Source organism: Arthrobacter sp. ZBG10, from assembly GCF_001238605.1.
GTDB lineage: Bacteria > Actinomycetota > Actinomycetes > Actinomycetales > Micrococcaceae > Arthrobacter.
Genome location: NZ_LFQH01000044.1, coordinates 20191 through 46352, shown reverse-complemented (window position 1 = coordinate 46352; position 26162 = coordinate 20191). Strand labels below are relative to the sequence as shown.

Annotated in this window: 19 protein-coding genes and 1 pseudogene; 14 read left to right on the top strand and 6 right to left on the bottom strand. The window is 63.7% G+C overall.

Annotated features, from left to right (window positions below):
- The first annotated feature begins 94 nt into the window (after positions 1 to 94).
- Positions 95 to 3016, top strand: a complete 2922-nt coding sequence (locus tag ACU18_RS11170) for a GH25 family lysozyme (RefSeq protein ID WP_231686060.1) — start codon at positions 95 to 97, stop codon at positions 3014 to 3016.
- 162 nt (positions 3017 to 3178) lie between these two features.
- On the opposite strand, the gene rfbA is transcribed toward ACU18_RS11170, so the two are convergent.
- A complete protein-coding gene (gene rfbA / locus ACU18_RS11165) occupies positions 3179 to 4048 on the bottom strand; it encodes a glucose-1-phosphate thymidylyltransferase RfbA (RefSeq protein ID WP_050685628.1) in 870 nt (289 codons plus the stop codon).
- 55 nt (positions 4049 to 4103) lie between these two features.
- On the opposite strand from rfbA, the gene rfbB reads away from it, so the two are divergent.
- Genes rfbB through ACU18_RS11145 form a run of 4 tightly spaced genes read left to right on the top strand, consistent with a single transcriptional unit; the run spans position 4104 to position 7643 of the window.
- Positions 4104 to 5102 carry a dTDP-glucose 4,6-dehydratase gene (gene rfbB / locus ACU18_RS11160; RefSeq protein WP_050685627.1) on the top strand — a complete coding sequence of 333 codons (999 nt, stop codon included), beginning with the start codon at positions 4104 to 4106 and terminating at the stop codon, positions 5100 to 5102.
- A gap of 3 nt (positions 5103 to 5105) precedes the next feature.
- A complete protein-coding gene (locus ACU18_RS11155; RefSeq protein ID WP_050685626.1) occupies positions 5106 to 6530 on the top strand; it encodes a sugar nucleotide-binding protein in 1425 nt (474 codons plus the stop codon).
- A gap of 23 nt (positions 6531 to 6553) precedes the next feature.
- Positions 6554 to 7246 carry a glycosyltransferase family 2 protein gene (locus ACU18_RS11150; protein WP_050685661.1) on the top strand — a complete coding sequence of 231 codons (693 nt, stop codon included), beginning with the start codon at positions 6554 to 6556 and terminating at the stop codon, positions 7244 to 7246.
- Positions 7247 to 7256: 10 nt separating this feature from the next.
- Positions 7257 to 7643 carry a DUF2304 domain-containing protein gene (locus tag ACU18_RS11145; protein WP_050685625.1) on the top strand — a complete coding sequence of 129 codons (387 nt, stop codon included), beginning with the start codon at positions 7257 to 7259 and terminating at the stop codon, positions 7641 to 7643.
- Between the two features lie 82 nt (positions 7644 to 7725).
- Here the strand turns inward: ACU18_RS11145 and ACU18_RS11140 are convergent, their stop codons facing one another.
- Entirely contained in the window at positions 7726 to 8607 is an 882-nt protein-coding gene (locus ACU18_RS11140; RefSeq protein WP_050685624.1) for a glycosyltransferase family 2 protein, read from the bottom strand.
- A 167-nt stretch (positions 8608 to 8774) separates the two neighbouring features.
- On the opposite strand from ACU18_RS11140, the gene ACU18_RS11135 reads away from it, so the two are divergent.
- From ACU18_RS11135 to ACU18_RS11105, 7 genes are all read left to right on the top strand, one after another.
- A complete protein-coding gene (locus ACU18_RS11135; RefSeq protein WP_050685623.1) occupies positions 8775 to 9530 on the top strand; it encodes a glycosyltransferase in 756 nt (251 codons plus the stop codon).
- Positions 9531 to 9550: 20 nt separating this feature from the next.
- Positions 9551 to 10465 (top strand): glycosyltransferase, encoded by a 915-nt coding sequence (locus ACU18_RS11130; RefSeq protein ID WP_197273566.1) that lies wholly within the window; start codon positions 9551 to 9553, stop codon positions 10463 to 10465.
- Positions 10466 to 10526: 61 nt separating this feature from the next.
- The gene (locus ACU18_RS11125; protein ID WP_050685620.1) at positions 10527 to 11570 is read left to right on the top strand and encodes a hypothetical protein; all 1044 of its coding nucleotides are present in this window, start codon (positions 10527 to 10529) and stop codon (positions 11568 to 11570) included.
- Positions 11571 to 11600: 30 nt separating this feature from the next.
- The gene (locus ACU18_RS11120; protein ID WP_050685618.1) at positions 11601 to 12830 is read left to right on the top strand and encodes a lipopolysaccharide biosynthesis protein; all 1230 of its coding nucleotides are present in this window, start codon (positions 11601 to 11603) and stop codon (positions 12828 to 12830) included.
- Positions 12827 to 14797, top strand: a complete 1971-nt coding sequence (locus ACU18_RS11115) for a DUF6541 family protein (protein ID WP_157407678.1) — start codon at positions 12827 to 12829, stop codon at positions 14795 to 14797. The genes ACU18_RS11120 and ACU18_RS11115 overlap by 4 nt, the downstream gene beginning before the upstream one ends.
- Positions 14798 to 14865: 68 nt before the next feature.
- Complete coding sequence (locus ACU18_RS11110; RefSeq protein ID WP_082178293.1) at positions 14866 to 15930, top strand: substrate-binding domain-containing protein; 1065 nt, start codon at positions 14866 to 14868, stop codon at positions 15928 to 15930.
- Positions 15927 to 17636 (top strand): DUF2142 domain-containing protein, encoded by a 1710-nt coding sequence (locus ACU18_RS11105; protein ID WP_050685613.1) that lies wholly within the window; start codon positions 15927 to 15929, stop codon positions 17634 to 17636. Before ACU18_RS11110 ends, ACU18_RS11105 begins: the two co-directional genes overlap by 4 nt.
- 92 nt (positions 17637 to 17728) lie before the next feature.
- Here ACU18_RS11105 and ACU18_RS19310 read toward each other — a convergent pair whose 3' ends face one another.
- A complete protein-coding gene (locus tag ACU18_RS19310) occupies positions 17729 to 18205 on the bottom strand; it encodes a GtrA family protein (RefSeq protein ID WP_082178292.1) in 477 nt (158 codons plus the stop codon).
- 74 nt (positions 18206 to 18279) lie between these two features.
- Here ACU18_RS19310 and ACU18_RS11090 point away from each other — a divergent pair, with 74 nt between their 5' ends.
- Complete coding sequence (locus ACU18_RS11090; RefSeq protein WP_082178291.1) at positions 18280 to 19950, top strand: DUF2142 domain-containing protein; 1671 nt, start codon at positions 18280 to 18282, stop codon at positions 19948 to 19950.
- On the opposite strand, the gene ACU18_RS11085 is transcribed toward ACU18_RS11090, so the two are convergent.
- The 3 genes from ACU18_RS11085 to ACU18_RS11075 form a co-directional block, all read right to left on the bottom strand.
- Positions 19860 to 21851 carry a glycosyltransferase gene (locus ACU18_RS11085; protein ID WP_050685609.1) on the bottom strand — a complete coding sequence of 664 codons (1992 nt, stop codon included), beginning with the start codon at positions 21849 to 21851 and terminating at the stop codon, positions 19860 to 19862. The two genes, ACU18_RS11090 and ACU18_RS11085, sit on opposite strands and share 91 nt — an antisense overlap.
- A complete protein-coding gene (gene glf, locus ACU18_RS11080; protein ID WP_050685607.1) occupies positions 21848 to 23035 on the bottom strand; it encodes a UDP-galactopyranose mutase in 1188 nt (395 codons plus the stop codon). The genes ACU18_RS11085 and glf overlap by 4 nt, the downstream gene beginning before the upstream one ends.
- Before the next feature lie 112 nt (positions 23036 to 23147).
- Positions 23148 to 23732, bottom strand: coding sequence for an acyltransferase (locus ACU18_RS11075; RefSeq protein WP_050685606.1), 585 nt, complete (start codon positions 23730 to 23732; stop codon positions 23148 to 23150).
- Between the two features lie 179 nt (positions 23733 to 23911).
- Between ACU18_RS11075 and ACU18_RS20230 the strand changes: the two are divergent.
- Positions 23912 to 26131 (top strand): annotated as a pseudogene (locus tag ACU18_RS20230) (FtsK/SpoIIIE domain-containing protein); the annotation flags it as partial.
- Positions 26132 to 26162: the final 31 nt, after the last annotated feature.

Below are 26162 nucleotides of genomic sequence, written 5' to 3'. Positions count from 1 at the left end.
CATTCCCCTGCGGAATCCAGGATGTGTTGTTTGTCCAGGATCAGCAGATTCTGATGGCTCGCTTCTGGGGAGCGGCCCTATCACCGGAGTTCATATGAAGTCGCGCCCGTCGCCTGTCTCACGACCCTTTCTCAGCCTGATTGGCGCGGCCGCGCTGGCAGCGTCCCTGATAGCAGGGCCGGGCATCGCCTCGGCAGTAACGCCGCAGCCCACAGTCCCGCCCGTGTCCGGATCGGCGGTGGAAACCAGCAAGCCGGCAACCGGCACCGGCGCTCAGCAGACCACACCCGCCGCACCGGCCCCGTCGCCCTCCGCCACACCGACAGCTCCCGCCCCGGCACAGACCCTACCGGCGCCTGCGCCGGTCCCCGCAGCACCGTCACCTGAGCCAACCCTTAACGAATCCATGGCAGACGTGCTGGCGGCCGGCGGGGCCGAAATGGGTCAACGTTCAGCGCGGGTGACCGCCAAGAGTTCCTCAGCACGGTTGCTCCGCTCCGAATCGCTGTCCGCAGAAGGCACGTGGATGCCCACCTTTGGCGTCCAGGGCCTGGATGTCAGCGGACACCAGCCAAGCGTGGACTGGAACCAGCAGTGGAACATGGGCGCGCGCTTCGCGTACGTCAAGGCCACCGAAGGCACGTACTACACAAATCCGTCCTACTCATCCCAGTACCAGGGTTCACGCAACGTCGGGATGATCCGCGGCGCCTACCACTTCGCCATCCCCAACAGGTCCTCCGGCGCCGAGCAGGCCCGGTACTTCGTCCGCAACGGCGGCGGCTGGTCAGCCGACGGCTCAACGCTGCCGCCTGTCCTGGACTTCGAGTTCAACCCCTACGAGGGCCGGACCATCGACGGGATCTACTACGGCAACACCTGCTACGACATGTCCGCCGCGCAGCTTGGCGCCTGGGTCAGGGACTTCGGCAACACCGTCAGGTCGCTGACAGGGCGCCTGCCCGCCATTTACACCAACACCTCATGGTGGAACCAGTGCCTCGGCAACCCGACAGGGTTCGGAGACTACCCCCTCTGGGTTGCCGCCTACCCCGGCGCCCCGACAAACAACGCCGGCGCCGTTCCCACCGGCAGCTGGAACACCTACAGCATCTGGCAGTACAGCAGCACCGGACCCCTGGCCGGCGACTCAAACGTGTGGAACGGTGACCTGGCAGGGCTGAAGGCCTTCGCGTCGAACAGCAACAACGTGGCGGCCGCGGCGCCCATCAATGCGCTGCGTGCCACGCTGCCCGCCCTCGGGGCTGCCACCAGCGACATAGTCTGCGGACTCCGGGATGGCGGCTGTTACCGCGTCTACCAGGGCGGCGCCATCATGTGGTCGCCTGACCTGGGCGCCCAACCGAGCCTCAACGGACCCATCAGGGACGCCTGGCAGCGGAACGGCTTCGAAAACGGCTCCCTGGGCTACCCCACATCAGGGGTGGTATGCGGGCTCAAGAAGGGTGGCTGCTTCCAGAACTACCAGGGCGGCTCCATCCTCTGGTCCCCTGCCACCGGCGCATCAGTCCTCGGCTTCGGCACCATCCGGGATTACTGGGCGGCCAGGGGTTATGAGAACGGCGCCCTGGGCTACCCCACCAGCAACGCGGTGTGCGGCCTCAAAGCAGGCGGCTGCTTCCAGTTGTTCGAGGCCGGAACGGTCCTCTGGAGCCCCGCAACGGCTGCGAAGCTGGTCAAGGCCGGCCCCCTGCTGGACGCCTGGGGCCGTGCCGGCTATGAAAACGGCCTCCTGGGCTACCCTGCGGCGGAAGCCACCTGCGCAGCCTCCACCTGCCGGCAGAATTTCACGGGCGGGGTGGTGGCCTGGACCTCAACCACAGGCGCCTGGCCCATCTACCTGGGCATGGCTGACTCATGGAAGGCGGCACTGACCCGGGGCGAACCGATCGGCTACCCCATCGGCGGAGAAGTCTGCGGCATCCGGGCCGGCGGCTGCTACCAACTGTTCCAGAAGGGAACCCTCCTGTTCTCACCTGCCACCGGGGCATTCCCGGTCACCGGCAAACTGCTCTCCTACTGGCAGAGCACCGGTTTTGAAAACGGGAGCCTGGGCTACCCCACCGGCAATGCAACCTGCTCCGATGCGCAGACCCAGTGCCGGCAGCCGTTTGAAAAAGGCGTCGCCGCCTACTCCCGCGCCACTCCCCCTGCGACCGTTCCAGCCGGACCCATGGCTGCAGGATGGGCAACATCCGGCTGGGGCACCGGTACGCTGGGGTTCCCAACCTCAGGCCAGTACTGCGGACTCAAGGACGCGGGCTGCTTCCAGATGTTTGAGAAGGGAGCCCTGATGTACTCACCGAAGACCGGCGCCCAGCCCAGCATCAACGGCCCCATCCGCGACTTCTGGCAGAAGGCCGGATTCGAGAACAGCACCCTCGGCTACCCGGCATCCGGCGTTGTTTGTGGACTGGCGGGCGGCGGTTGCTTCCAGAACTACTCGGCCGGAACCGTCATGTGGTCCAAGGCCAGCGGCGCCAACGCCGTCATGTTTGGCCCCGTCCGGGACGCCTGGGCCGGTTCCGGCTTCGAAGGTGGAAAACTTGGCTACCCGGTCAGCGGGCAAATCTGCGGCCTGCAGAAAAACGGCTGTTTCCAGAACTTCACCAGGGGAACCGTCATGTACTCGCCCTCAACCGGGGCGCACGCCCTGACCTCGGCCCCCATCCGGGCCAGGTGGGCCACCTCCGGGTACGAGACCGGGTCCCTGGGCTACCCCACCAGCGGAACGACCTGCGGCCTGCGCAGCGGAGGGTGTTTCCAGAACTTCGAAAAGGGAACCATCATGTGGTCGCCCACCAGCGGCGCCCATCCCCTCACGCCAGGCCCCATCCAGCAGGCCTGGGCAACCCAGGGGTTCGAGGCGGGCCGGCTCGGCTTCCCCACGTCGAGCCAGACGTGCACGCCCGGCAATGGTTCCTGCAGCCAGAACTTCCAGGGCGGCCGGGTCAACTGGACCGCTTCACGCGGTGTCTGGACCACAGTGTCCTAGCACGCGGCACCAACAGCGGGAGGGCCCGGACACGGTAAATAACGCGCCGTCGCCGGGCCTTCTTGTTGTTGACGCAATTAACGAAAATGCTCCCCGGACGCCGGACGGAATATCCGTCGGCATCCGGGGAGCACTTCGCCGGCTCTGGAGTGCGCGGCGCCCTTAACGTCCGTGCTCGAGCAGGTTGATCAGGTACGCACCGTAGCCGCTCTTAACAAGGGGCTCAGCCAACTTGCGGAGTTCCTCATCTGACAGGAAGCCCAGCCGCCATGCGATTTCTTCGGGTGCGCCAATCTTCAATCCCTGGCGGTTCTCCGTGGTTCGGACAAAGTTGGAGGCATCGTTGAGGTCGCTGAACGTTCCGGTGTCCAGCCATGCGGTGCCCCGGGGCAGGATTTCAACCTGCAGCTTGCCCCGGTCCAGGTAGGTGCGGTTTACATCGGTAATCTCGAGCTCGCCCCGGGCCGAAGGCTTGAGGTCCCTGGCAATTTCCACCACGTCATTGTCGTAGAAATACAAGCCGGGTACCGCGTAGTGGCTTTTGGGCTTTTCGGGTTTTTCTTCGAGGGAAATAGCCTTCCCCGCGGAGTCGAATTCCACCACGCCATAAGCCTTCGGGTCCGCCACCCAATACCCAAAGACGGCCCCGCCGTCGATATTTTCGAACCGGCGCAGCTGGGTGCCCATTCCCGGGCCGTAGAAGATGTTGTCGCCGAGGACCAGGGCCACGCTGTCATCCCCGATGTGCTCTGCGCCAAGGACAAACGCCTGCGCCAAACCATCCGGGGACGGCTGCTCTTTGTACGTGATGGAGACGCCGAAGCGGGAGCCATCCCCCAGCAGCCGCTGGAACTGCTCGCTGTCGTGGGGCGTGGTGATAATGAGGATGTCACGGATGCCGGCGAGTATCAGGGTGGAAAGCGGGTAATAGATCATTGGCTTGTCGTAAACCGGGACCAACTGCTTGCTGATTCCCAATGTGATCGGGTGAAGCCTGGAGCCGGTACCGCCGGCAAGTATTATTCCGCGCATGCCACCATCTTTCCTCCCACTAAGTGCGTCGGCAAATCCGGTATCGTTGGGGACTATGTCGCGACTCCTCGTAACCGGCGGTGCCGGGTTCATTGGTTCAAATTTTGTCCACTACGTGCTGGAGCACACTGACCACACCGTGACGGTGCTGGATAAGCTCACCTACGCGGGCAACCTGGAGTCCCTCAAGGGCCTCCCTGCAGACCGTTTCAGTTTTGTGCAGGGGGATATCGCCGATTCCGGCCTGGTGGACGGCCTCGTCGCCGAGACCGATGTTGTGGTTCATTACGCGGCCGAATCACACAATGACAACTCCCTCCACGATCCGCGCCCCTTCCTGGACACCAACATCATTGGCACCTACGTGCTGATCGAAGCGGCCCGCAAGCACAACCGGCGCTTCCACCACATTTCCACGGATGAGGTTTACGGCGACCTGGAGCTGGATGACCCGGAGCGGTTCACCGAGCAGACCCCGTACAACCCGTCGAGCCCGTACTCGTCCACCAAGGCGGGCTCCGACCTGCTGGTCCGCGCCTGGGTCCGGTCCTTCGGGCTGCAGGCCACCATCAGCAACTGCTCCAACAACTACGGCCCGTACCAGCACGTGGAGAAGTTCATTCCGCGCCAGATCACCAACGTGATCGACGGAATCCGCCCGAAGCTGTACGGCAAAGGCGAAAACGTCCGCGACTGGATCCACGCCAATGACCACTCCTCCGCGGTGCTGGCCATCATCGACAAGGGCACCATCGGTGAGACGTACCTGATCGGCGCCGACGGCGAAAAGAACAACAAGGAGGTTGTGGAGCTGATCCTCAAGCACATGGGCCAGTCCCCGGACGCTTACGACCACGTGGTGGACCGGCCGGGCCATGACCTGCGCTACGCCATTGACTCCACCAGGCTCCGTGACGAGCTCGGCTGGGAACCCCAGTTCTCCAACTTTGACCTCGGCATCGAGGACACCATCGCCTGGTACCGCGACAACCAGGACTGGTGGCGCCCGCAGAAGGCCGCCACGGAAGCCAAGTACAAAGAGCAGGGCCAGTAGCCCATGGCCATCGAGTTCGGCAAAAAGCTGACGGCCACGGAAACACCCATTCCGGGCGTTGTCCTTTACGATCTGCCCGTCCACGGCGACAACCGCGGCTGGTTCAAGGAAAACTGGCAGCGGGAAAAGATGGTGGCTTTGGGCCTGCCGGATTTCCAGCCTGTCCAGAACAACATTTCCTTCAACGAGAAGGCGGGCACCACCCGCGGCATCCACGCGGAGCCGTGGGACAAATTCATCTCCGTGGCCACCGGCCGGATTTTCGGCGCGTGGGTTGACCTGCGCGAAGGCCCGTCGTTCGGCGCCGTCTTCACCGCCGAAATGGACGCCAGCCAGGCGATCTTCATTCCCCGCGGTGTGGGCAACGCGTTCCAGACCCTGGAGGACAACACCGCGTACACGTACCTGGTCAACGACCACTGGTCAGCGGACGCGCAGGGCCAGTACACGTTCCTCAACCTTGCGGATGAGGCTTCAGCGATCCAGTGGCCCATTTCCCTGGCGCAGGCGGAGCTGTCCGACAAGGACAAGGCGCACCCGCGCCTGGCTGACGTGATCCCCATGCCCGCGAAAAAGACCCTGGTGGTGGGTGCCGACGGCCAGTTGGGCAAGGCCCTCCGCGGGTTGTACGACGGCGACCCTTCCGTTGAGTTCGCCGGCCGCGCCGGGTTCGACCTCGGCAGCGACGAAGCCTTCGCCGGCCGGAACTGGAAGAACTACTCCACGATCATCAACGCGGCCGCCTACACCGCCGTGGACACCGCGGAGACCCCCGAAGGCCGCGAGGCCGCCTGGGCCGTCAACGTCGCCGCCGTATCGCGCTTGGCGCGGACCGCCGTCGAACATGACCTTACCCTGGTGCACGTCTCCTCCGATTACGTGTTCGACGGCGGCCGGGCAGTCCACCACGAAAATGAACCGCTGACGCCGCTCGGCGTCTACGGCCAAACGAAAGCCGCCGGCGACGCGATCGTCAGCGTGGTTCCGCGCCACTACATCGTGAGGACCAGCTGGGTGATCGGCGAAGGCAACAACTTCGTCCGGACCATGGCCTCGCTGGCGGACCGCGGCATTGAACCGTCGGTGGTCAACGACCAGGTGGGACGGCTCAGCTTCACCAGCGACATCGCGGCCGGCATCAGGCATCTGCTGACGTCAGGTGCAGCGTACGGGACCTACAACCTCAGCAACGACGGCGAGCCGCAGTCGTGGGCGGACATCGCAGCGGACGTTTACGAGCTGTCCGGCAAACCGCGCGGGTCGGTGACCGGGGTGAGTACCGAGGAGTACTTCAAGGGCAAGTCCGCAGCCCCCCGCCCGCTGAACAGCGTACTGGACCTGGCCAAGATCAAAGCTTCCGGGCTGGAGCTTCCGCTCGTTTCAACGCGCCTCAAGAGCTACGTCGAGAATGTGGACCGCGCAAAGTGACACGGTCCGACACTCTGGTCATCATGCCTGCATGGAACGAATCAGAATCCGTTGGGAAAACCATCACGGAGGTCTTTGAATTCGGACCTTCCTGCGACGTGCTGGTGGTGGACGACGGGTCGCGGGACAACACAGCGGACGTGGCCCGGGCCGCCGGGGCCATCGTGCTGCAGCTGCCGTTCAACATGGGGGTGGGCGGCGCCATGCGGACGGGCTTCAAATACGCCAAGACCCACGGGTACAGCCAGGTGATCCAGGTGGACGCAGACGGACAGCACGATCCCAGGGACATCAAAGCCGTCCTGGACGGCCTCGAACACGCGGACATTGCCATCGGCGCCAGATTCGCGGACAAAGGCAACTACGAGGTCCGCGGCCCCCGCAAGTGGGCCATGAACGTCCTGGCCTGGACCATCTCCCGGTTGGCCGGAACAAAACTCACCGACGTCACCTCAGGATTCCGGGCGGCCAACTCCAAGGCCATCCGCCAGTACGTGGATCACTACCCTGCCGAGTACCTCGGGGACACCATCGATTCCCTGGTCGTCGCCATCCGCTCAGGCTGCACAGTCCAGCAGGTCGGGGTGTCCATGCGGGAGCGGCAGGGTGGCACGCCGAGCCACAACCCTGTCAAGGCAGCGATGTACCTTGGACGCTCCGGATTGGCGCTCCTGTTCGCGCTGACCCGGAAAAAAACCGAGCCGTCTACCAACTAGGAAATCCAACATGTCGCTCCTGATGGGCTCCATTGTCGTCCTGGCAATACTCTTTTTTGTTTTCGAAATGCTCCGCCGCCAGAAACTACGGGAAAAGTACGCCATCCTCTGGATTGTGGTGGGCATCGGCACCCTCCTGCTGTCGGCCTTCCCCTCCCTGCTGGAAAAAGCCAGCGGGCTGCTGGGCATCCAGGTCCCGGCTAACCTGCTGTTCATCATGACGCTTGTGCTGCTGGTGGGCGTCTGCCTCCACCTGTCCCGGGAACAGTCCCAGGCCGAGGACGAGGTCAGGATCCTGTGCGAGGAAGTGGCAATCCTCAAATCCGAGCTGAAAGTCCTGCAGCACCGTTTCGAGTCCGGTACCCGGAACGCCGGTGCAGCGGACCCGGAGGGCTGACGGTCCCGTTAACGCGATCGGGTCCCCAACAGTGTTCTGTTGGGGACCCGACGGCGTTAAGCCCACTCCGTTACGGGGCTGACTAACGCACGATGTGCTTCGCCAGCCTGGGCAGCGAGTCGAACTTGCCTTTGCCGACGGACTTCAGGATCAACGACGCGGCGTTGAGCCTGGACGTCGTATGGAAGTTCGCGGCCCTCGCGGCGCCCTTCCAACCCATGGCCGCGAAACGTTCCGCCTGCTGCTGGAAGAAGCGTCGTTCCTCATCAAAACGGCGGCCGTCAAGCGCGCGAACCGACGAGTCAGACGCCGAGTGCCGGCGGTAAAGGAACGCCAGGACCGGGTCAACAATCATCGAACCATGCTCGGCGGCGATGTCCAGCAGGAGGGCAAGATCCTGGACCACATCCAGGCCCTCGGTGAAGCCGATGCGCTTCACAGTCTCCGAGCGCCAGGCAAGGGACGGGAAGTAAGCCCAGTCGGCACGCACCAGGCTGGTGGCCATCACTTCGCCCTTCAGTTCGATCCGCTCGCTGGTCTTGGGAGCGTAGATCTTTTTCACCGCGTCCACGAGCGGCGTGCAGGCGATTCCCTGCTCGTCGATCACCTGGACACCCGGCTGGATCACGTCCGCCTTCGGGTATTCCGCGAACGCGCTCGTCACGAGGTCAAGGTAGTTGGGCAGCATAACGTCGTCTGCGCCCATGATGACAACATACGGTGCCTCGACGAGGGTCAGGGCCTTACGGTAATTTCCGTTGGCACCCAGGTTCTGCTCGTTCTTGAGGTACGTGACCCGGGGATCCGTGATCGTGGAAAACCAGCGCTCAGGCTCGGGATCCGGGTAGCCGTCGTCGATAACCACGAGCCGCCAGTCCTGGTTTTCCTGATTCATCACGCTGCGGGCTGCGAGCTTCATTTGATGGACATCGCCGTAGTACGGCAACATTACGTCAACGGTCATGGACCTGAGGTTCCTTCCGTGGATTCCGCGCGAAGAGCTCGCCGGCAGTGTTCCACCAATTATAGTTGACCGGCACCGCGTCCCTCCCTGCAGGCCCGGCTTGCTAGACTGCTGGGGACCCTGCCCGCCCCGCTGGCACCGCCCGGAGGCCCGAGGAGAAAAAACTTATGGAGCCCGCAACTGCCCCTTCGCCGCGCATCAGCGTGTGCATGGCGGCATACAATGGCGCCCGCCACATCGAAGAACAAATCGCTTCGATCCTGCCGGAAATCGGACCCCACGACGAACTGGTGGTGGTCAACGACTGCTCCACCGACGCGACGTCCGACCTGGTCGCAGGCATGAACGACCCCCGGATCCGGCTGATCAACGCCGACCGCAACGTGGGCTACGTACGTACTTTCGAACGGGCCCTTGGTGAAGCCCGCGGCGAATACGTGTTCCTTTCGGACCAGGATGATGTCTGGCTGCCGGGCCGGGTGGAACGGATGATCTCCGCCCTTGACGGCCGGAACATGGTGGTCAGCAACTGCCGGCACGTTGAGGGGCCCTCAGGGCGCTTCCACGACATCCGCCTGAAAGCGGCCGATTCGGACCACACCGTCCGGAACCTTGCGGGCATCGTGGTGGGGTACCGGCTGCACTGGGGCTGTGCCATGGCATTCCGGCGTGTACTCCTGGCCCAGATCCTGCCGTTTCCCGCCTATATGGACGAATCCCACGACCAGTGGATAGCAACTGTGGGCAACGTCAACCGTTCGATCGTTTACCTGGAAGAAGACACCATCCTGCATCGGCTCCACGGCGAGAACCTGACCCCCAGCGGCATCCGCTCGGCCTCCAAGATCCTGCGCGCGAGGCTGGCATTTGTCCGCAATCTTGCCACGGCGCTCCGGCGCTTCCGCCAGGTGGGGGCCGTCTGATGGGCGCGGAAGAACCGGCAGTGACCAGCCGTGCCCGCAACGTGTGCGGTGTGGTTTCGGCATTCAACCCCGGCCCCGAGAACGTGGCAAACATCGAATGGCTCCTGCAGTATGTGGAGCACGTGGTGGTGGTTGACGACGGATCGCCGGCGGATGTCACCGAATCGCTGCGGGCCATGGAAGACGCCGGCGCTGTGGTGGTCCGCCTTGGCACCAATTCCGGCATTGCCCGGGCCCTCAACCTGGGCGTCAACGAAGCAATCAGCCGCTGGGACCCGGAATGGGTGGTCACCATGGACCAGGATTCCCGCTTCACCGGCGACTACGTAGCTTCGGCCCTGGCAACGGCTGCCTCCTCCTCCGAACCGGCCACCGTGGGCATGGTCTGCGCCGAGTCGCACAACAACATCCCGTTGCCGTCCTGGGGAAGCCCGGAGGAACCGCAGATCTTTGACCCCATGACCAGCGGCAGCCTGGTCCGCACCAGTACCTTCACCGCTGTGGGGTCCTTTGATGAGGGATTCTTCATTGATTGCGTGGATTCGGAATTCAATGCCCGGCTCCGCGAAAAGGGGCTCCGTGCCCTTGCCGGGCGGGGCTGCAACCTTGAGCACAGCCTGGGCAATGCGCGTCCCATGACGATCCTCGGGTGGCATGCCCACGTCGGCGCGAAAAAGCTCTTTGTGTACTACCACGCACCTTTCCGGGTCTACTACATCACCAGGAACTCCCTGGTCCTCGCCCGCCGGTACGCTTTCAAGCAGCCCAAATGGGTGCTGCGCCGGATTTACATGGAGATTCAAAGCCATGTGGTCCGGTTTGGTTTTGGTCCCAACCGGCGCAAGCACCTTGTGGCCGCCCTGGCCGGCGTCCGTGACGCCCAGCGCCTGAAGATGGGAAAGATCGACGACGCCCTGGCCGCCCGCCTGCGCTGAGCAGGAATTCCATCATGCAGCGCCGGCGCCCCACTGCGCGGCCGAAATCGAAGGACCACCCATGACCGATCACTCAGGAACCATCTTCGTCCTGTACCACAAAGGACTAAGGACCGGCGGCCCGGAAGCACTGCATCAGCTTGTCGACATGCTGCGCGAACTGGGCCGCGACGCCTACCTCGTTCCGCACCCGCACACGGTGCACAACGACAGGGTTGAGCAGTACAACATCTACAACGCGCCGGAGGCCCCGGCGATCATTGACGCCCCCGGGAACGTGGTGGTGTATCCGGAAACCTACGTCTACGAGATGTCAGGCGTAAAACTGGCCCGCCGCATGTGCTGGTGGTTGAGCATCGATAACTCCCTCACGTTTATGGCGGAGCGGATGTGGCACCGAAGTGATGCCGGCCCCTTTGAAAAGGCCAAAGAAGCTGCCGTCCCCTTCGCCCGGATGTGGAAAAACAAGGTGGCCCCCGCGTTCCTCCGCAACGACCGCGACGTGGCCCACCTCGTCCAGTCCTCTTACGCGTGGGCCTTCGTGGCGACACGCTTTGATGTTGTGCCGTCCCTGATCTCCGACTACACACCCAACAGCGAATTCCAGGCCCATCCGGAAACCAGCCGCAACAGGAACCTGGTGACGTACAACCCGGCCAAGGGCGGCCACATCATCGAGGCCGTGAAGAAACTGTGCCCGCCCTCGATCGAATGGCAGCCGATCGTTGGCATGACCCGGGCAGAAGTGGTGGGCACCCTGCAGGGCTGCGGGGTCTACCTTGACCTGGGCCACCATCCCGGAAAAGACCGGATGCCCCGCGAGGCGGCACTGTCCGGCGCGCTCAGCATCGTGGCCCGCCGGGGCTCCGGAGCTTTTTACGCCGACGTCCCCGTCCCCTGGGAACACAAAATCACGCCGGGCAAGGACGAGGTATCGACTGCCGCAGCCATGCTCCCGCAGCTCATTGGCAACTTTGACGCCGAGGTTGCCAAACAGGACGGCTACCGCGCCGCCATCCTGAACGAAAAGTCCAGGTTCAGGAGCGAAGTGGAAGACGTCTTTGTAAAAGGCCAGCTCGGCAAGGACGCTTATGACTATGTGTAAAGCCGCTGCCGGCACCGGGGAGACGGCAGCATGATCAAAAGGATCGCAGCGTTCGCCGGGCTGCCGCTTCTGGCGTCCCTGTCCTCCTTCATCCTGCTGCCCATCATCGCCAACGTTGGCGGCGCTCCTGCCTGGAACTCACTCGCTGTGGGACAGGCCGTCGGTGCCATCGCTGCCATCCTCATCGGGCTCGGCTGGCCCCTGACCGGCCCGGCCGCGGTCGCCGCGTCCGGTGATGAGACCGTGCGGCGGCGCTTTTACGCCGTCAGCTTCGTCACCCGCTCGTTCATGTTTGTCTGTGCCGTGCCGCTGATGGCGCTCACACTGGCCTTCACCACAGGCGCCAGCCAGTTCTGGCTTGCCTTCCTGATGGCCTGCGCCCAGGCCGCTGCAGGGTTGACCCCGGCCTGGTACTGCATCGCGACCGGACATGCCGGGCGCATTGCCAAATACGACGTCCTCCCCCGGATGGTGGCAACACTGGGCGTCATTCCCCTGCTGTTTGCAACGGGTGAGATCTCCTTCTACCCGCTTGCCCTGATAGTGCTGGGGCTGGCGGGAACCCTCTGGTTCAACAAGGACCACTCGAACCGAAGTGATTTCAGCGGACTCGGCCTTACCGCCATCCTGAAGGAAATCTGGGCGCTGCGTGCGGGTGCCGGCATTACTGCTGCGGCCGGGGCCTACGCGTCCACACCTGTGCTTGTGGTGCAGTTTGCCGCGTCAACGGCCGGACTTGCATCCTTCGTAACGGCCGAAAAGTTCTACCGGATCGGGCTCCTCGCCACGGCTGCCCTGGGTAACAGCCTTCAGGGCTGGGTCAGCGAACACGGCGGCGACCATACCCGCAGACGGGTGTTTTCACTCCGGGCCCTCACCGGCCTCGGCCTTGCAGGCTGGGCGCTCCTGGCGCTCCTGGGGCCGTGGGTTAGCTTCATGCTGTTCCCGAAGGTGCCTGCCGATTTCTGGACCTGCTTCTGGTTTGGCCTGTCATTCTTCCTGGTTTGCGTCACAACCTCCACCGGGGCGCACTGGCTTGTACCGGCCAAGAAGATGCGCGTTGTGTTCTACAGCACCATTGTTGGGGCAGTGCTGGGTCTGCCGGCCATGATCATCCTGTCGGGCCTTATGGGCGGCCAAGGCGGCGCCCTCGGCCTGGTGATCGGCGAAGTGGCAGTTACCGTGATCCAACTGCTGGCCATCCTGCGCCTGGTCAGGGGCGAGGCCCCGACCCGCGAAGTTGACGGGGCCGCATTGTGAGCTGGCTTGGCGCCGTACCTGCGATAGCCTTGGCAGTGCTGCTCCTGTATATACCGGGCGCTTTGATCGGTGCGTGCCTGAAGTTCCGCGCCGGAGCCATCCTTGGCCTGGCGCCCCTGCTGTCCACTGCGTCCGCCGGCCTGGCAGGGGTACTCGGCGGGGCCATTGGCGTGCCGTGGAGCATCCTGCCTTACCTTTTGGTCAGCGCCCTGCTGGCCGCAGCAGCGTTGGCAGTAACGCGCGGAGTCAGGTGGCGTCTTACAGGGGCACCGCCCCTCCGCCAATGGCTGCCCTTCGCGGCGTTGGCATTGGCGACAATCCCAACAGCCATCAGGTTTGTGCAGCTGGTGGGCTCGCCGGCAGACCCTTCGCAGGTGTTCGACAATGTCTTCCACCTGAACGCCATCCGGTTCATCCTGGATACCGGCAACGCGTCCTCGCTCAATCTCGCTGCGTTGCAGGGGGTATCGGGCCTGGACGCCGTCTATCCCGCGGCATGGCACTCCTTCGCCGCGCTCCTGGTCCAGGTGGCCGCCGTCGACATCCCCACGGCGCAGAACGCCCTGAACCTGGTTATCGCCGCTGTCCTCTGGCCCGCGTCCTGCCTGTTCCTGGTGGCCAAAACCATCTCGCGCCGGCCCGCAGCCCTGGTGGTCACAGGGATCATTGCAGCGGCCCAGGTTGCCTTCCCGTATCTCATGATCGTTTGGGGTCCGTTGTTCCCCTACGCGTTGGCCGTCAGCATGATGCCGGCGCTGATCACCTGCCTCGCGGCCGTTGTCCGGCTCGGGCGGACCCGCACGGACCCCCTGCGCAGCTGGATTTTTGCCTTGATACTCGGGCTGGGCGGCATTGCCTTCGCCCACACGAGCTCGGTCAACACCACCATAGCGATGGGCCTGCCCCTGGCTGGACTGCTCTGGTGGCGCATCGCGAGGCGCTCCGGCCTCCGGGCCGGCGCGCTCCGGTCCGTCCTGTTCAGTGCCGCCAGCCTGGCCGTGCTCCTGGTTGCGGCCCTGCTGTGGTTCAAGCTGCGTCCAGCCCCGTACGACAGTTGGGGCCCGGCAGTTAAGCCGGGCGCCGCCGTCGGTGAAATCCTCACGGTCAGCACCATGCAATCCACGATCCCGGCCGTTATTGTCGCCGCCCTCTCAGTGGCCGGATTGCTCACCGTTTTCCGGCAACGAAAGCACCGCTGGATGGCATTCTCATACGCTGTCCTGGGCGGCCTTTACGTTGTGGCCGCGTCGTTCCCCAAGGGTGCCGTCCGGGACGCACTGATAGGCACCTGGTACGGCGACACCTACAGGCTCGCAGCGCTCCTGCCGCTGTTCGCCACACCCCTTGCCGTGCTCGGTGCATTGGCTCTCTGGGACTGGTGGCAGTCGTCAGCCATGGCGGCCAGGCTGCAGGGGACACTTGAAGGCCGGGCACAACTCCGCGGCCGCGGTCCCGCCCTCGTCGCCGCGGCGGCAACCATCGTCCTGCTGGCCCTGGCCAGTACCGCCGGGCCGCTCACACACTACATCCGCGGCGCATCAGGGGTGTACAAGTTGAGTGCCGATTCCGACTTGTTGACCCCGGCTGAACTGGCCCTGTTGAAACGCCTGCCGGACCACGTTCCAGCTGACGCCGTGATTGCCGACAATCCCTGGAACGGCAGCTCACTCGCCTACGCGTACACGGGACGGCGAGTGCTGACCGCGCACCTGTTTGCAGAAGCCGGTCCGGACGCAAAGCTGATCAACGAAAGCCTCAAGGACGGGCCCGACGTGAGCGGGCTGTGTCCCGCCCTTCGCAACCAGAACGTCCAGTACGTCCTGGATTTCGGTTCCGACTACCTCATCGATTTGCCTGGCTCCGAGACCTATCCGGGTGTCACGGATATTGGCCAGGCCAGGGGGCTTACCCTCGTTGATTCAGAAGGCGACGCAGCGCGGCTGTACCGGATCTCGGGTTGCGGGTGAGGATGTCCGGGCGTCCCGCGGGAGGCGGCCTGCCCGTCGCCGCCGGGTGTGGGCATTAGGCTTGACACGTGATTCACCTTTCCAACCGCAATAAAATACGCACTTCAGGACTGCTGGTGGGCCTCCTGTCGTTGGCTGCCTGTTCAACCACTCCCCCGGGTACCATCCAGGGTGCTTTGACCGGAATCGGCAGCAATGCCGCCCAGGGGTCAGTCAGTGCCTGGGGCCTGGCCTGGGGCGAAGCCGTCAAGGGCGCCTCGGTAAGCTACTCCCCGGACGGCACAGCCCCCGGCCTCAAGGCTTTCCAGGACGGGCAGGCCCATTTTGCTGTTGGCTCATCCCCGCTTCCGGACGATGTGGCCGCGTCCGTGCGCGGGATGTGCACGGCCGACGGTGCCGTCTCCTTCGCTGCAGGAGTCCTGCCGGTGGGTGTAGCCATCAAGATCAAGGACGTCAGTGACGTGGTGCTGGATGCGCCGGTCCTTGCCGGCATCCTTGAAGGCCGGATCACACGCTGGAACGACCCGCGCCTGCTCGAGTTGAACCCCGAAACAGACCTGCCGGATCTCGGGATCACGGTGCTGGTCCCGGAAGGTCCATCGGACACTGTCCGACCGGTCAACGACTATCTCGGCCGGGATGCCGGCGTGGATTGGACGCCTGCCACCCCTGATTCCTTGCCGTCAACGGTCCTGGGACAGGTATCCTCACCGCCGCTGGACCTTGCGAACAAGCTCGACGACACTGACGGCGGGCTGTCGATCCTGGACGGCAGCATCATCGGCAACAGATTTACTGCCGCGCAACTGGTCTTCGACGGCAAGCCCCGGCGGCTGCAGGCCACTTCGGTTGTCGACGCCGTCAGCACAGGCACAGTCCAGTCCTCGGCAAGGTCCGTGGTGCAGGGCCTCGACGGCCGATCCGGCTACGCGCTCGCGACAGTCATTTATGTCTACGTCTGCCGGCAGTACGAGGAACCCGAGCTGGGCAGGCTGACCCAGTCGATGGCTGAAAGCGTCCTGAGTGAAGAGGCGCAGAAGAACGCCAATGCGTTCGCGTTCGTGATGTCTCCGGGTAAAAAAGCCATTGCCGACGCCCGCAGGCTCATCAGCACCGTTGGAGGCGGACAATGACCATCCTTACGAAAAACACCGGACGCCGCAGCCTTCCCCGGCCGCTGCCGACGTTCGCTCTCCTCACCGCCATCTTCTCCCTCCTGTTCGGTCTGTGGTCCTTGGCTACCCCGCTGATGGGTGCTCCCGATGAACCGGCACACACCATCAAGGCCGCTGCCGTGGTCCGGGGCCAGGTCCTGGTCGAGGAAGGCACTTCGTTCGGCCATGGTGTCCATGTCCGGGTTCCCAATTACATCGCCAGCCTGCACGCGCAAAGCTGCTACAAGTTCAACCGCACCCAAGCGGCTGACTGCACTGCCCCCATCTATTCGGACGATACGTTCACCAACATCGGGGTGACGTCCGCGGGGTCCTACAACCCCATGTACTACTGGGTGGTTGGCCTGCCCACTTTGTTCATGTCCGGCGCGCCGGCCCTCTACGCAATGCGCCTGGTCAGCGCGCTGCTGTGTGCGGTGTTCTTTGCCGCCGGCTTCACAGCCCTTACTGAACTGAGGCGCCCCAAATTCCCGGTGCTGATTGCTGCACTGAGTGTCACGCCAATGGTCCTGTTCCTGGGCGGTGGCATCAATCCGAACTCCCTGGAAATCGCTGCGACCATGGCCGCTTTCGCGGGATTCGTTGTGGTGCTGGACAACTGGCGTAATACCAAAAGGGTGATTCCGGCCCTGGCGACGGTTGCTGCGGCAACGGTGGTCCTTGCCAACGCCCGGCAAATATCACTGATCTGGCTGCTCTGCGCCCTGGTAGTCGGTGTCTGTTCATTCCGCTTCCGCCGCACGATTGCCGTCTTCAGTGACAAGCGCGTCCTGATAGCCGCAGGGCTGGCGGTCCCCGGCGCCGTGCTGGGCCTGGTGTGGATGTACCTGGCATCCAACGGGCCCGCAAACGTGGGCGTGGCGCCGGAAGGCATTGCAAGCCCGCATCCCGATGCACCGCTGTACCGCGGATTCATCATCATGCTTGACCGCACCTACGACTTCTTCCCGCAGTACATCGGCACCATGGGCTGGCTCGACACACCGGCGCCGGAACTGGTCCAGCTTGTCTGGGGCGGGTTGATGGTGGCAGCACTGATTGTCCCCTTCTGCGTCCGGCCGCTTCGGCACTGGACCGGTTACTGGGTGGCCCTGGCCATGCTGTACCTGGTGCCGGCGCTGCTGCAGACCGCCCTGTGGCGGGGGATGGGATTCATCTGGCAGGGCCGGTACACCCTGCCCCTCGTTATGGTCCTGTTCATCAGCGTGGGACTCGGATTACGCAAACTCCGCTTCCCCGCCAGCCCGGCTGCCGTCAGGGTCTCACGGGTCGTTTTTTGGGTAATGGTTTTCTGCCACACCCTGACCTTCGTCTACGTGCTGCGGCGCTACGTTGTTGGTATCAGCGAAATAGCCAACTGGCAGACCCTCTTCTCGTCCCCCCACTGGCAGCCGCCACTTGGTTGGTTTGTCCTCAGCGTCGCCTATCTGTTGGTCACCGCGGCAGGAGGCCTGATTCTCTTCCGGTACCTGCATGGCGGACAGCAGCTTCCCGTGTGGCGTCCCGGGGGCAAGAGCCCGGTCCGGACCGGGAAGCCCAGCCCGCCCCTTCCATCCACCGGGCCCAGCGGGCTGCCCAGCGCTCCTGTGCCGGGTTCGCCGGTGGGTGCGGGAACACGAATGCCTCCCGGCGGCATCCGGGCTGAGACCGGCCCTACGGACTGAAACGACGAAGTCCCCATCCCTTCCGGGACGGGGACTTCGTCGTGTCGGCACAACCATGCAAGCCAGAGGGCACAACCGTCTCGTTGGATAGTTCAGGAACCGCTGTACTCTTCGGGAACGCGCTTGAAAATCCAGTGCCGGTAGAGGAAGTAATTCCAAACTGTCGTCAGCGCTGTTGCCGATGCCTTTCCAAAAATATATGACCAGCCCGCCGCGTCAAAGCCGGTGACAATCAAATCGCTGACCAAGACATTAACAATCACCAGCAGCACGTATTTTGCCGCGCTGACGCTTCCATTGTTATTCGCCTGGAAAGTGAAAATCCGCTGCAACAGAAAATTGAATACCAGGCTGATGAGGAATGCGATGGGCGTGGCAATCCACAGCGGCACCCCGAATACCTCATGGAATATCGCCAAAAGCCCCAAGTCAAGCGCAAAAGACAACCCGCCCACCAGCAGGAACCGGACTATCGGATGCCGGTAAAGGACCACCGCAAGGTTTGACGGGGCAGGGTCTGCTGCGGTCGCCGCTGAGGCGGACGACTCCCTGGGAGCAGATTTTCGCATGATGGGTGGCCTCTCCAGTGGTACGGAGTGTTCAGCCAGCGAACGGCACAGCTCCAAGTACCATTTAAACTATCATGCAGATTTTCAAGAGGCAGGCTCTGGCGCCCAAAAACAGTCGTTCATCCAGCCTCAACCAGCTACCTTCCCCGGTCCGCGTCCTGGTCACCGCTTGGTTGCTGTTTGGCTGCCTGGGGTCGATCTGGAGCTTCGCTTCTCCCCTTATGTCGGTCCCCGACGAGCCCGCCCACGCCATCAAAGCCGCAGCCGTGGCGAGGGGACAATTCAGCGGCAGCAGCTCCGGCATTCAGGGTGAGCCGCTCACCGTTAATGTCCCGGGCTACATTGCGCACCTTGGCGAGTACAGCTGCTTTGCCCAAAAGTCGGATGTCACCCCGGACTGCTCACAGCAAATTGATGCCGGCGACAGGACCTGGATTCCCGCCAAGACGTCGGCCGGCAATTACAATCCTGTCTACTATGCAATTGTTGGCCTCGGCAGCCGGGGCCTCAGCGGCGAGCCGGCCATTTATGCGATGCGGCTTATCAACACCTGGCTTGTTTCATTTTTTCTTGCGTCAATCTTTTGTGCGGCTGCTTCCCTTCGCCGCTTTCAAAGGCCTGTTATTGCCGGCGCCATCGCCCTGACGCCGTCCGTATTTTTCCTCACCGGCGCCATTAATCCCAACGCCCTGGAAATCGCTGCATCAGGTGCGGTGTTCATGAGCCTCTGCGCCATCCTTGAACAGTCCGCCCGTAAAACAAAAATCAGCAGCCTGTTGCTTGTCATTTTTGCGCTGGCTGGTGCGCTGCTGGCCCATACCCGGCCCCTTTCCCTGCTCTGGCTTGCCATTGCCGCCCTTTCCGCCATGCTCTGTCACAGCGCCCCTGCACTCTTCCGGGCGCTGCGGGACAGGCGGGCCCAGGCCGCCGTCCTGGCCGTGGGACTGTCATGCTCATTCGCACTTTGGTGGGTTGTTTCGGCAAAGAGCTTCGAAAGCCTCCTGGCCGGCAGTGAATCCATCCCGGCAGACGTGGCGGCTGTGGAAATGGTGGATAAAACAGTCGCCTTCATGGCCCAGTACGTGGGTGTCCTCGGTTGGCTCGACACACAACCGCCCGTCGCCGCCACCTACGCCTGGGTCCTCGGCTTCGGGGCCATGCTGCTTCTCGCCTATACGTCCCGTCCGGTCCGTGGGCGGTGGGCAATGGTGCTGCTCACGCTGACCGTGCTCGTGATTCCTGTTGTCCTGCAGGCAAGTTCCAGTGAGCAGCTGGGCTGGATCTGGCAGGGCCGGTACGCCTTGGCGATGGTTGTGACGATGATTCTGGCGGCCGGCGTCACCGTCCGCTTCCGCCCGTACAAAGTGACACCATGGGGCTCGTCGCTGCTCCGGTGGAGCATCGTCCTCGCCATCCTGGCGCACACGTACGTTTTCCTTGAAGGAATGCGCCGTTACACGTTGGGGATCCAGGACCACGTCAACTGGACAGAGATGCTCGAGCCGCTCTGGCAGCCCCCGGGAACCTGGCAGGGCCTGACGGCCATGTACCTGCTGGTACTCGCTGTCAGCGGGCTTTGCCTGCACCGCTGGCTGACCATCCGGCCCAGCGCGCCCCGGCCGGCTGCAGCCGACCGGCAGCCGCGCCAGGACGGCTATTCAGAGCCAGCGGCCGACTTGCCTGCATCATCAAAGGTTTTCCGCCAGGATTCCATCGATACGAGGTCCGGCAGGGCCGAGCGGTAGGTTTCTGCGAGGAAGTTCCAGTTCCTGAACAGCCTGGCATGCTGCACGGCGGAGAGCTTGAGCATGGCTTTCAGTTTGCGGGGATCGCGCTTGTACCAGGACGCAGCGGTGCCCTCGGCATTTGAAACAACCACCGAATCGAAATTCGCAATGCGGAACCAGCGGTTATCAAGGTGCGCAAGATAGGCCTGGGGACGCTCCAGTGACTCCGCTGAAGGCTGTTTGAGCAACTGCCGTGCCACCGTGGCCACACCCCATCTGACCATGTCCTTCTTCGCAGGCATCCTGCTGTCGGATCCCGCCGACAGTCCTGCCCCCAAGGCGGGCGCCGGAAAGTCGTCTACGTCCTCCACCATTTGTGCATCAGTGTAGGAATTGCGGGCCTCGTTGATGCGGGCCAGTTGGGTGCCAAGTGTCGGGTGCAGGCGGCCAGGTCCCTCGAGCAGGTCGTCCCGGCCTTGAAGGCGGTTTTGTGCCGTAAAGTACTGGAGCGAAACAAGGTGCTTCACGTCTTCCTGGAACGACCTGGCAAGAACATCCCCGCCCTTGGGATGCGGGCTGTGCAGGAGCGCAGTAATCAGTCTGTTGCGGTTGTGGAAGTAGGCCTGCCAGCCCACCAGGTCGTCCTTGTCCAGCCATGAAATGTGCCAGAGGGCCGCGCCGGGCAGCGAAACTGTGCGGTATCCGGCAGCCCGTGCGCGAAGCCCGTATTCCGAGTCGTCCCACTTGATGAAAAGCGGCAGCGGCAAGCCGATATCGCGGATGATCGACGTGGGGACCATACACATCCACCAGCCGTTGTAATCAACGTCGAAGCGCCGGTGGAGCCAAGGAGTCTGACGAAGGTTTGACACACTGAAGTCGTGCCGCATCTGCATGTCCTCGTGCGGCTGGCTCGGCGAGAAGGTCCGCGCGTCGATGGTCTCACCCATCGAATACAGGGTGCTCCGGCTGTAAAGGTCGAACATGTGCCCGCCCACGATCGTGGGTTTCTTGCAGCGGCCCGAGAATGCCATCATCCTCAGGATGCTTTCGGGCTCGATGACCACATCATCATCAAGCAGCAGGACATAGTCGCTGCCGTTGTTGACGCCCTCGTACATGCCCCTGGCGAAGCCGCCGGAGCCGCCCAGGTTGGCCTGGTTGATGATGCGAAGCTTGGATCCCAGCCGCGCAGCGACATCAGCGAAGCCTGGCTCGGCGACGACTTTCCGGGAGCCCTGATCGACAACAATGACTTCCCTTGCGAGTTCAAGCGCTTCGGGGTGGTCGGCCAGTGTCCGGATGTTGGCCAGGCAGAAGTCCGGCTTGTCCATGGTGGTGATTTGGATGGTGGCCTGCTTCCCGGCGCGAAGTGCCGGCGGTCCCTCCCAGCGGGCTTCCTTCAGGACAAGGTCCCCGGCGCCCGATGCCAGGTCGAACCAGTACCAGCCGCCATCACCGAACGGTTTGATGGACAGCAGGAACTCTGTCCGGCTGTCGCCGTCCACCCTCGCGCCGTCCACCCGCTGAACGGTGCCGCGGGCATTGGACTTGTAGACCGCGACGGAGCCGTGTCCTGCCGTCTCGACCACAAGCCGGATGTCGCGCAACGGGGTCCAGCGTCGCCAGTAGCTTGCAGGGAAGGCATTAAAATACGTTCCCAGGGAGAGCTGCTCGCCCGCCCGAACCCGGATGGAGTGGCGCGACAGCAGATCATCGAAATGAACGTCGCGTGAGCTTGAACCTACAAGGTGGAGTTTTTCCTCGACAGGCTTGGTGTTCCTGGCGAACTCATCGCTCTCCTTGAACCGTGCCCCGGTGGCCGGGCCGGCGTCCGCATAGAGCGACATGGTGTCCACCCCGGACTCCGGCGGGAAAATCACCCGCTGAAGGGTGGCCCAGCCCGGAGCTTCGTTCATGCGTCGACGCCTCCGCTTTCCAGCTTGGCGCCACTCTCGAAATGCGGCCGGATCTTGTTATCGAACATTGCCAGGGCAGAGCCGATGGCCATGTGCATGTCCAGGTATTTGTAGGTACCCAGGCGCCCGCCGAACAGGACGTCCTTTTCCGCCGCTGCAAGATCGCGGTACTTGAGCAGGCGGTCACGGTCCACCGGCGTGTTGATGGGGTAATAGGGTTCGTCGCCCTTTTCGGCCGCGCGTGAGAACTCGCGCATGATGACGGTTTTCTCAGTCTGGTACTCCCGCTCGGGGTGGAAGTGCCGTGGTTCGATGACGCGGGTGTAGGCAGTGTCGGCGTCGTTGTAGTTCACCACTGACGTGCCTTGGAAATCGCCGACGTCGAGGACTTCCTCTTCGAAGTCGATGGTCCGCCAGGAAAGGTCGCCCTCTGAGAAATCGAAGTAGCGGTCGACAGGCCCGGTGTAGATGACGGGTATGGTGCCAACCACCTTTTCCTTGCTGTACTCGTGGCTTTCGTCGAAGAAGTCGGTGTTGAGCCTGACCTCGATATTCGGGTGTTCTGCCATTTTTTCGATCCAGGCCGTGTAACCGTTGGTGGGCAGGCCCTCATACTTGTCGTTGAAGTACCGGTTGTCATAGTTGTAGCGCACCGGGAGCCGGGAAATGATGCCGGCCGGCAGGTCCTTGGGGTCCGTCTGCCACTGTTTACCGGTGTAGTGCTTGATGAAGGCCTCATATAGGGGCCGGCCGATCAGCTGGATTCCCTTGTCATTGAGGTTCTGCGGATCGGTTCCCGCCAGTTCGCCTGCCTGTTCCTGAATCAGGTCCTTGGCCTGGCCCGGGGTGAGGTTGGCCCGGAAGAACTGGTTGATGGTGGCCAGGTTGATGGGGAGTGAGTAGACCTCGCCCTTGTGGACGCCGTAAACCTTGTGCACATAGTTTGTGAAAGTGGTGAAGCGGTTGACGTACTCCCAGACCCGCTCATTTGAGGTGTGGAAGAGATGCGCGCCGTAGCGGTGGATCTCAATTCCCGTCTGCTCTTCTTTTTCACTGTATGCGTTTCCACCAATGTGGTGGCGGCGGTCGAGGACAACGACCTTGAGCCCGAGCTCCGTTGCGGCTTGCTCTGCAATTGTCAGGCCAAAAAAGCCGGACCCTACGATAACGAGGTCAGCGGTCACAAAATCTCCTGGATAGAAAGCGGGCAGCACCCTGTTGTGCAGGGTCTGCGGCTCTAGCGTACCTGAGGGGGTATGAAGCCAACCAATATCGGCGGCACGCACGGCCCATGAATCAGGCCTCCCGCAGGGTCCCGTCGTGTTCCCGGTAATGCGCTCCGGTGATCGGGCAAACCCAGTCCTGTCCCTCCAGCCGCAGCGGCTGCCCGGCTTTCCCTACCCACCCGATCCGGCGTGCCGGGACCCCTGCGACCAAGGCAAAGTCCGGCACATCTTTGGTGACAACGGCGCCTGCTGCCACAGTGGCCCAAGCCCCGATGGTCACCGGGGCGATGCAGACGGCGCGGGCACCCACAGCGGCGCCTTCCAGGATGGTGACGCCGACCTTGTGCCAGTCGTCCTCAGTCTTCAGGCCGCCGTCGGGGTTTACTGCGCGGGGGAAAACATCATTTGTCAGCACAACTGCCGGGCCGATGAAAACACCGGCCGCCAGCACTGCCGGTTCGTAGACCAGGGCGTAGTTCTGGACCTTGCAGTTATTGCCCAGCACCACTCCGGGGCCGATGTAGGCCCCCCGGCCCACAACGCAGTTCTCCCCCACACGTGCAGCCTCCCGGACCTGGGCCAGATGCCAGACTTTTGTCCCGGCACCGATCAGGGCATCCGCGGAGACGTCTGCGCTGGCGGCTACGGTGCTCACGGGAGGCGCCTGCTTTCCAAACGGACGGAGGTGATGGTGTAGCGATCCTAACCGAGGCGGATGCCACCGGCGAGACCGGACGCCCGCTGACATCCGCACTTTTCCACATGGAAACCCGCAGCCGCGACGGCGGGAAGCCTGCTGGCTAGCGTGGTGGCAACGAGGTAAGGACCACAACCATGACACTGCATTTCACCTTGGTGGGCCGCCCCGGCTCAGCGGTGCCAACGGAACCGTTGGAGCTGACCGTTGCAGCCCCTTCGGGGACTCCCGGCAGTGACCTGCTCCCAGTCCTCGCGGCGTCCTATGCCGTGGTTGGGGTGACGGTGGCGGGACAGGACCTGGGCTCCCTGGCCGTTGGAACGCCACCCCTGGTCAATGGGGCGGTGCTCGTGGCCTGCGGAGCAAGGTACCGCACGGACCGCCAGCAGGGCCGGGGTGCCCAACGGCCCGGCAGCCATGGCCTGCCACCGGCGTCACTGATACTCGCAGTGCACAGCGGACCCGGCGCCGGCACCCTGATACCCCTGCGGCGGGGAACCTACACCATCGGCCGCGACCATGCGCGGATCTCCATCCCGGACCCTGACCTTTCCCGCGAACATGCCCGGCTGGTTGTCACGGACACAGACATCGTTCTTGTCGACCTGGACAGTGCCAACGGCACCGAGGTTGACGGTGTGCAGGTCAACCGGGCGACGGTGTCCACCTCGTCGGGCATCCGGTGCGGCAACACCACCATGTCCCTCGTTTTCGTCGATGTGCCACAGGCGCCGCTGTCGGATGCCGGGCTTTCCGTGCAGATGCCCTTGGTTGTCCCCGGCCGGAGCGAACCGTTCAGCAGGGCCCTGCTGCTGCCTGCCCTCCTGCCACTTGTGGTGGGGGTCGGCCTCTCGGCTTTCACCGGGATGTGGCTGTTTTTGGCGTTTTCTGCTGTGTCCGCGGTCTCCGTCGCCCTTCCGGTGGCAGCTTCCCGCCGCTACAGGCGCGAACTTTCTGCGGCCGTCCGGTCGGCCGTGGAACAGGACCGGCAGCGGCGGGTGCAGTCCGCTCCGGCCCTGTCCCTGGTGGCACTGGCAGCGCGGCAGGCTGCCGGGACCTCTGACGATCCGCCGCCGGACGGCCTGTGGCTCCGGCTGGGCCTGGCCCGGCGGCCGGCAAATGTCCTGATCGAACCGCCTGTTCCCGGTGCCCGCATCCCGTCAGCGGGTACTGTCCCCGTGTCCCTGGACCCGGGTATCCGGCATGCAACCATCCGCGGGCCCGGAGACCTCGTCCTGGGGATGTGCCGGTCGTTCCTGATGCAGCTGACAGGGTACCCGCGGGGCCGCAATGCCCGGGTGCTTGTCCACGGTCCCGCTTCGCTGCTGCCCCTGGCCGCGCGGTATCTGCCACAGGTGGCCCTGACCGCCACCACGCCTGCATGCCTGGATGCGTTGTCCCGGAATGGCGGCGCCGGCGTTTTCCTGGTCCTTGGTTCACCGGCAGACCCAGCCGAAGACAGCACCGGCGATGGACTGCCTGGTGAGGCTCTGCGCCGGGGCTGGCGCGTCCTGCAGTTCTTTCCGGCAGGAGGCCCGGACGATTCCACTGTGATCCTCTCCGGGCGGGGATCCACCGTGCAGTCAGGCCCGCGGCGGCTGCAATTTGTCCCGGACCTGGCCTCAGAGTCTGTTTTCAGCCGCTTCTGCCGTCAGTCAGCAGTGGCTCCGATGCGTCCGGATCCGGGCACGCAGCCAACACCGGCGGCCTGCCCACTCAGTGCGCTGGTTCCGACCTCTGCCGGCCAAACGGCCTTCCGCTGGAAATCCGGTGCCGGGCAGGCCGGGCTTCCAGTTCCGCTGGGGCTGGGACCGGAAGGATCGTGCGGGTTTGACCTGGAAGCGGACGGCCCCCACCTGTTGGTGGCCGGGACCACGGGATCAGGCAAGTCGGAGCTGCTGCGGACGCTGGCCCTGGCGTTGGCCCTCACGTATCCGCCGGATCGGGTCACTTTTCTTTTTATTGATTTCAAGGGCGGTTCCGGCCTGGGTCCCCTGGCCGGGCTGGTTCACTGCGTGGGTCTGCTGACCGACCTCTCGAGCCACGAACTGGATCGGACGCTGGCCTCCCTGCGTGCCGAAGTCCGGTTCCGTGAGCGGGTCCTCGCCGCTGCGGGCGTCCCGGACCTCGGCGCCTTCCTGCCCGCACCGGGGGATCCGCCGCTCCCCCACCTGGTGATTATCATCGACGAGTTCCGGATGCTGGTCGACGATGCACCCGAGGTACTCCGTGAACTGATGCGGATCGCTGCCGTTGGCAGGTCGCTGGGCCTGCACCTGGTGATGGCCACCCAGCGGCCCCAGGGTGCGCTCACCGCGGACATCCGGGCCAATGTCACGTCCAGCATCGCCCTTCGTGTCCAGTCGGAGATGGAATCGATGGAGATCA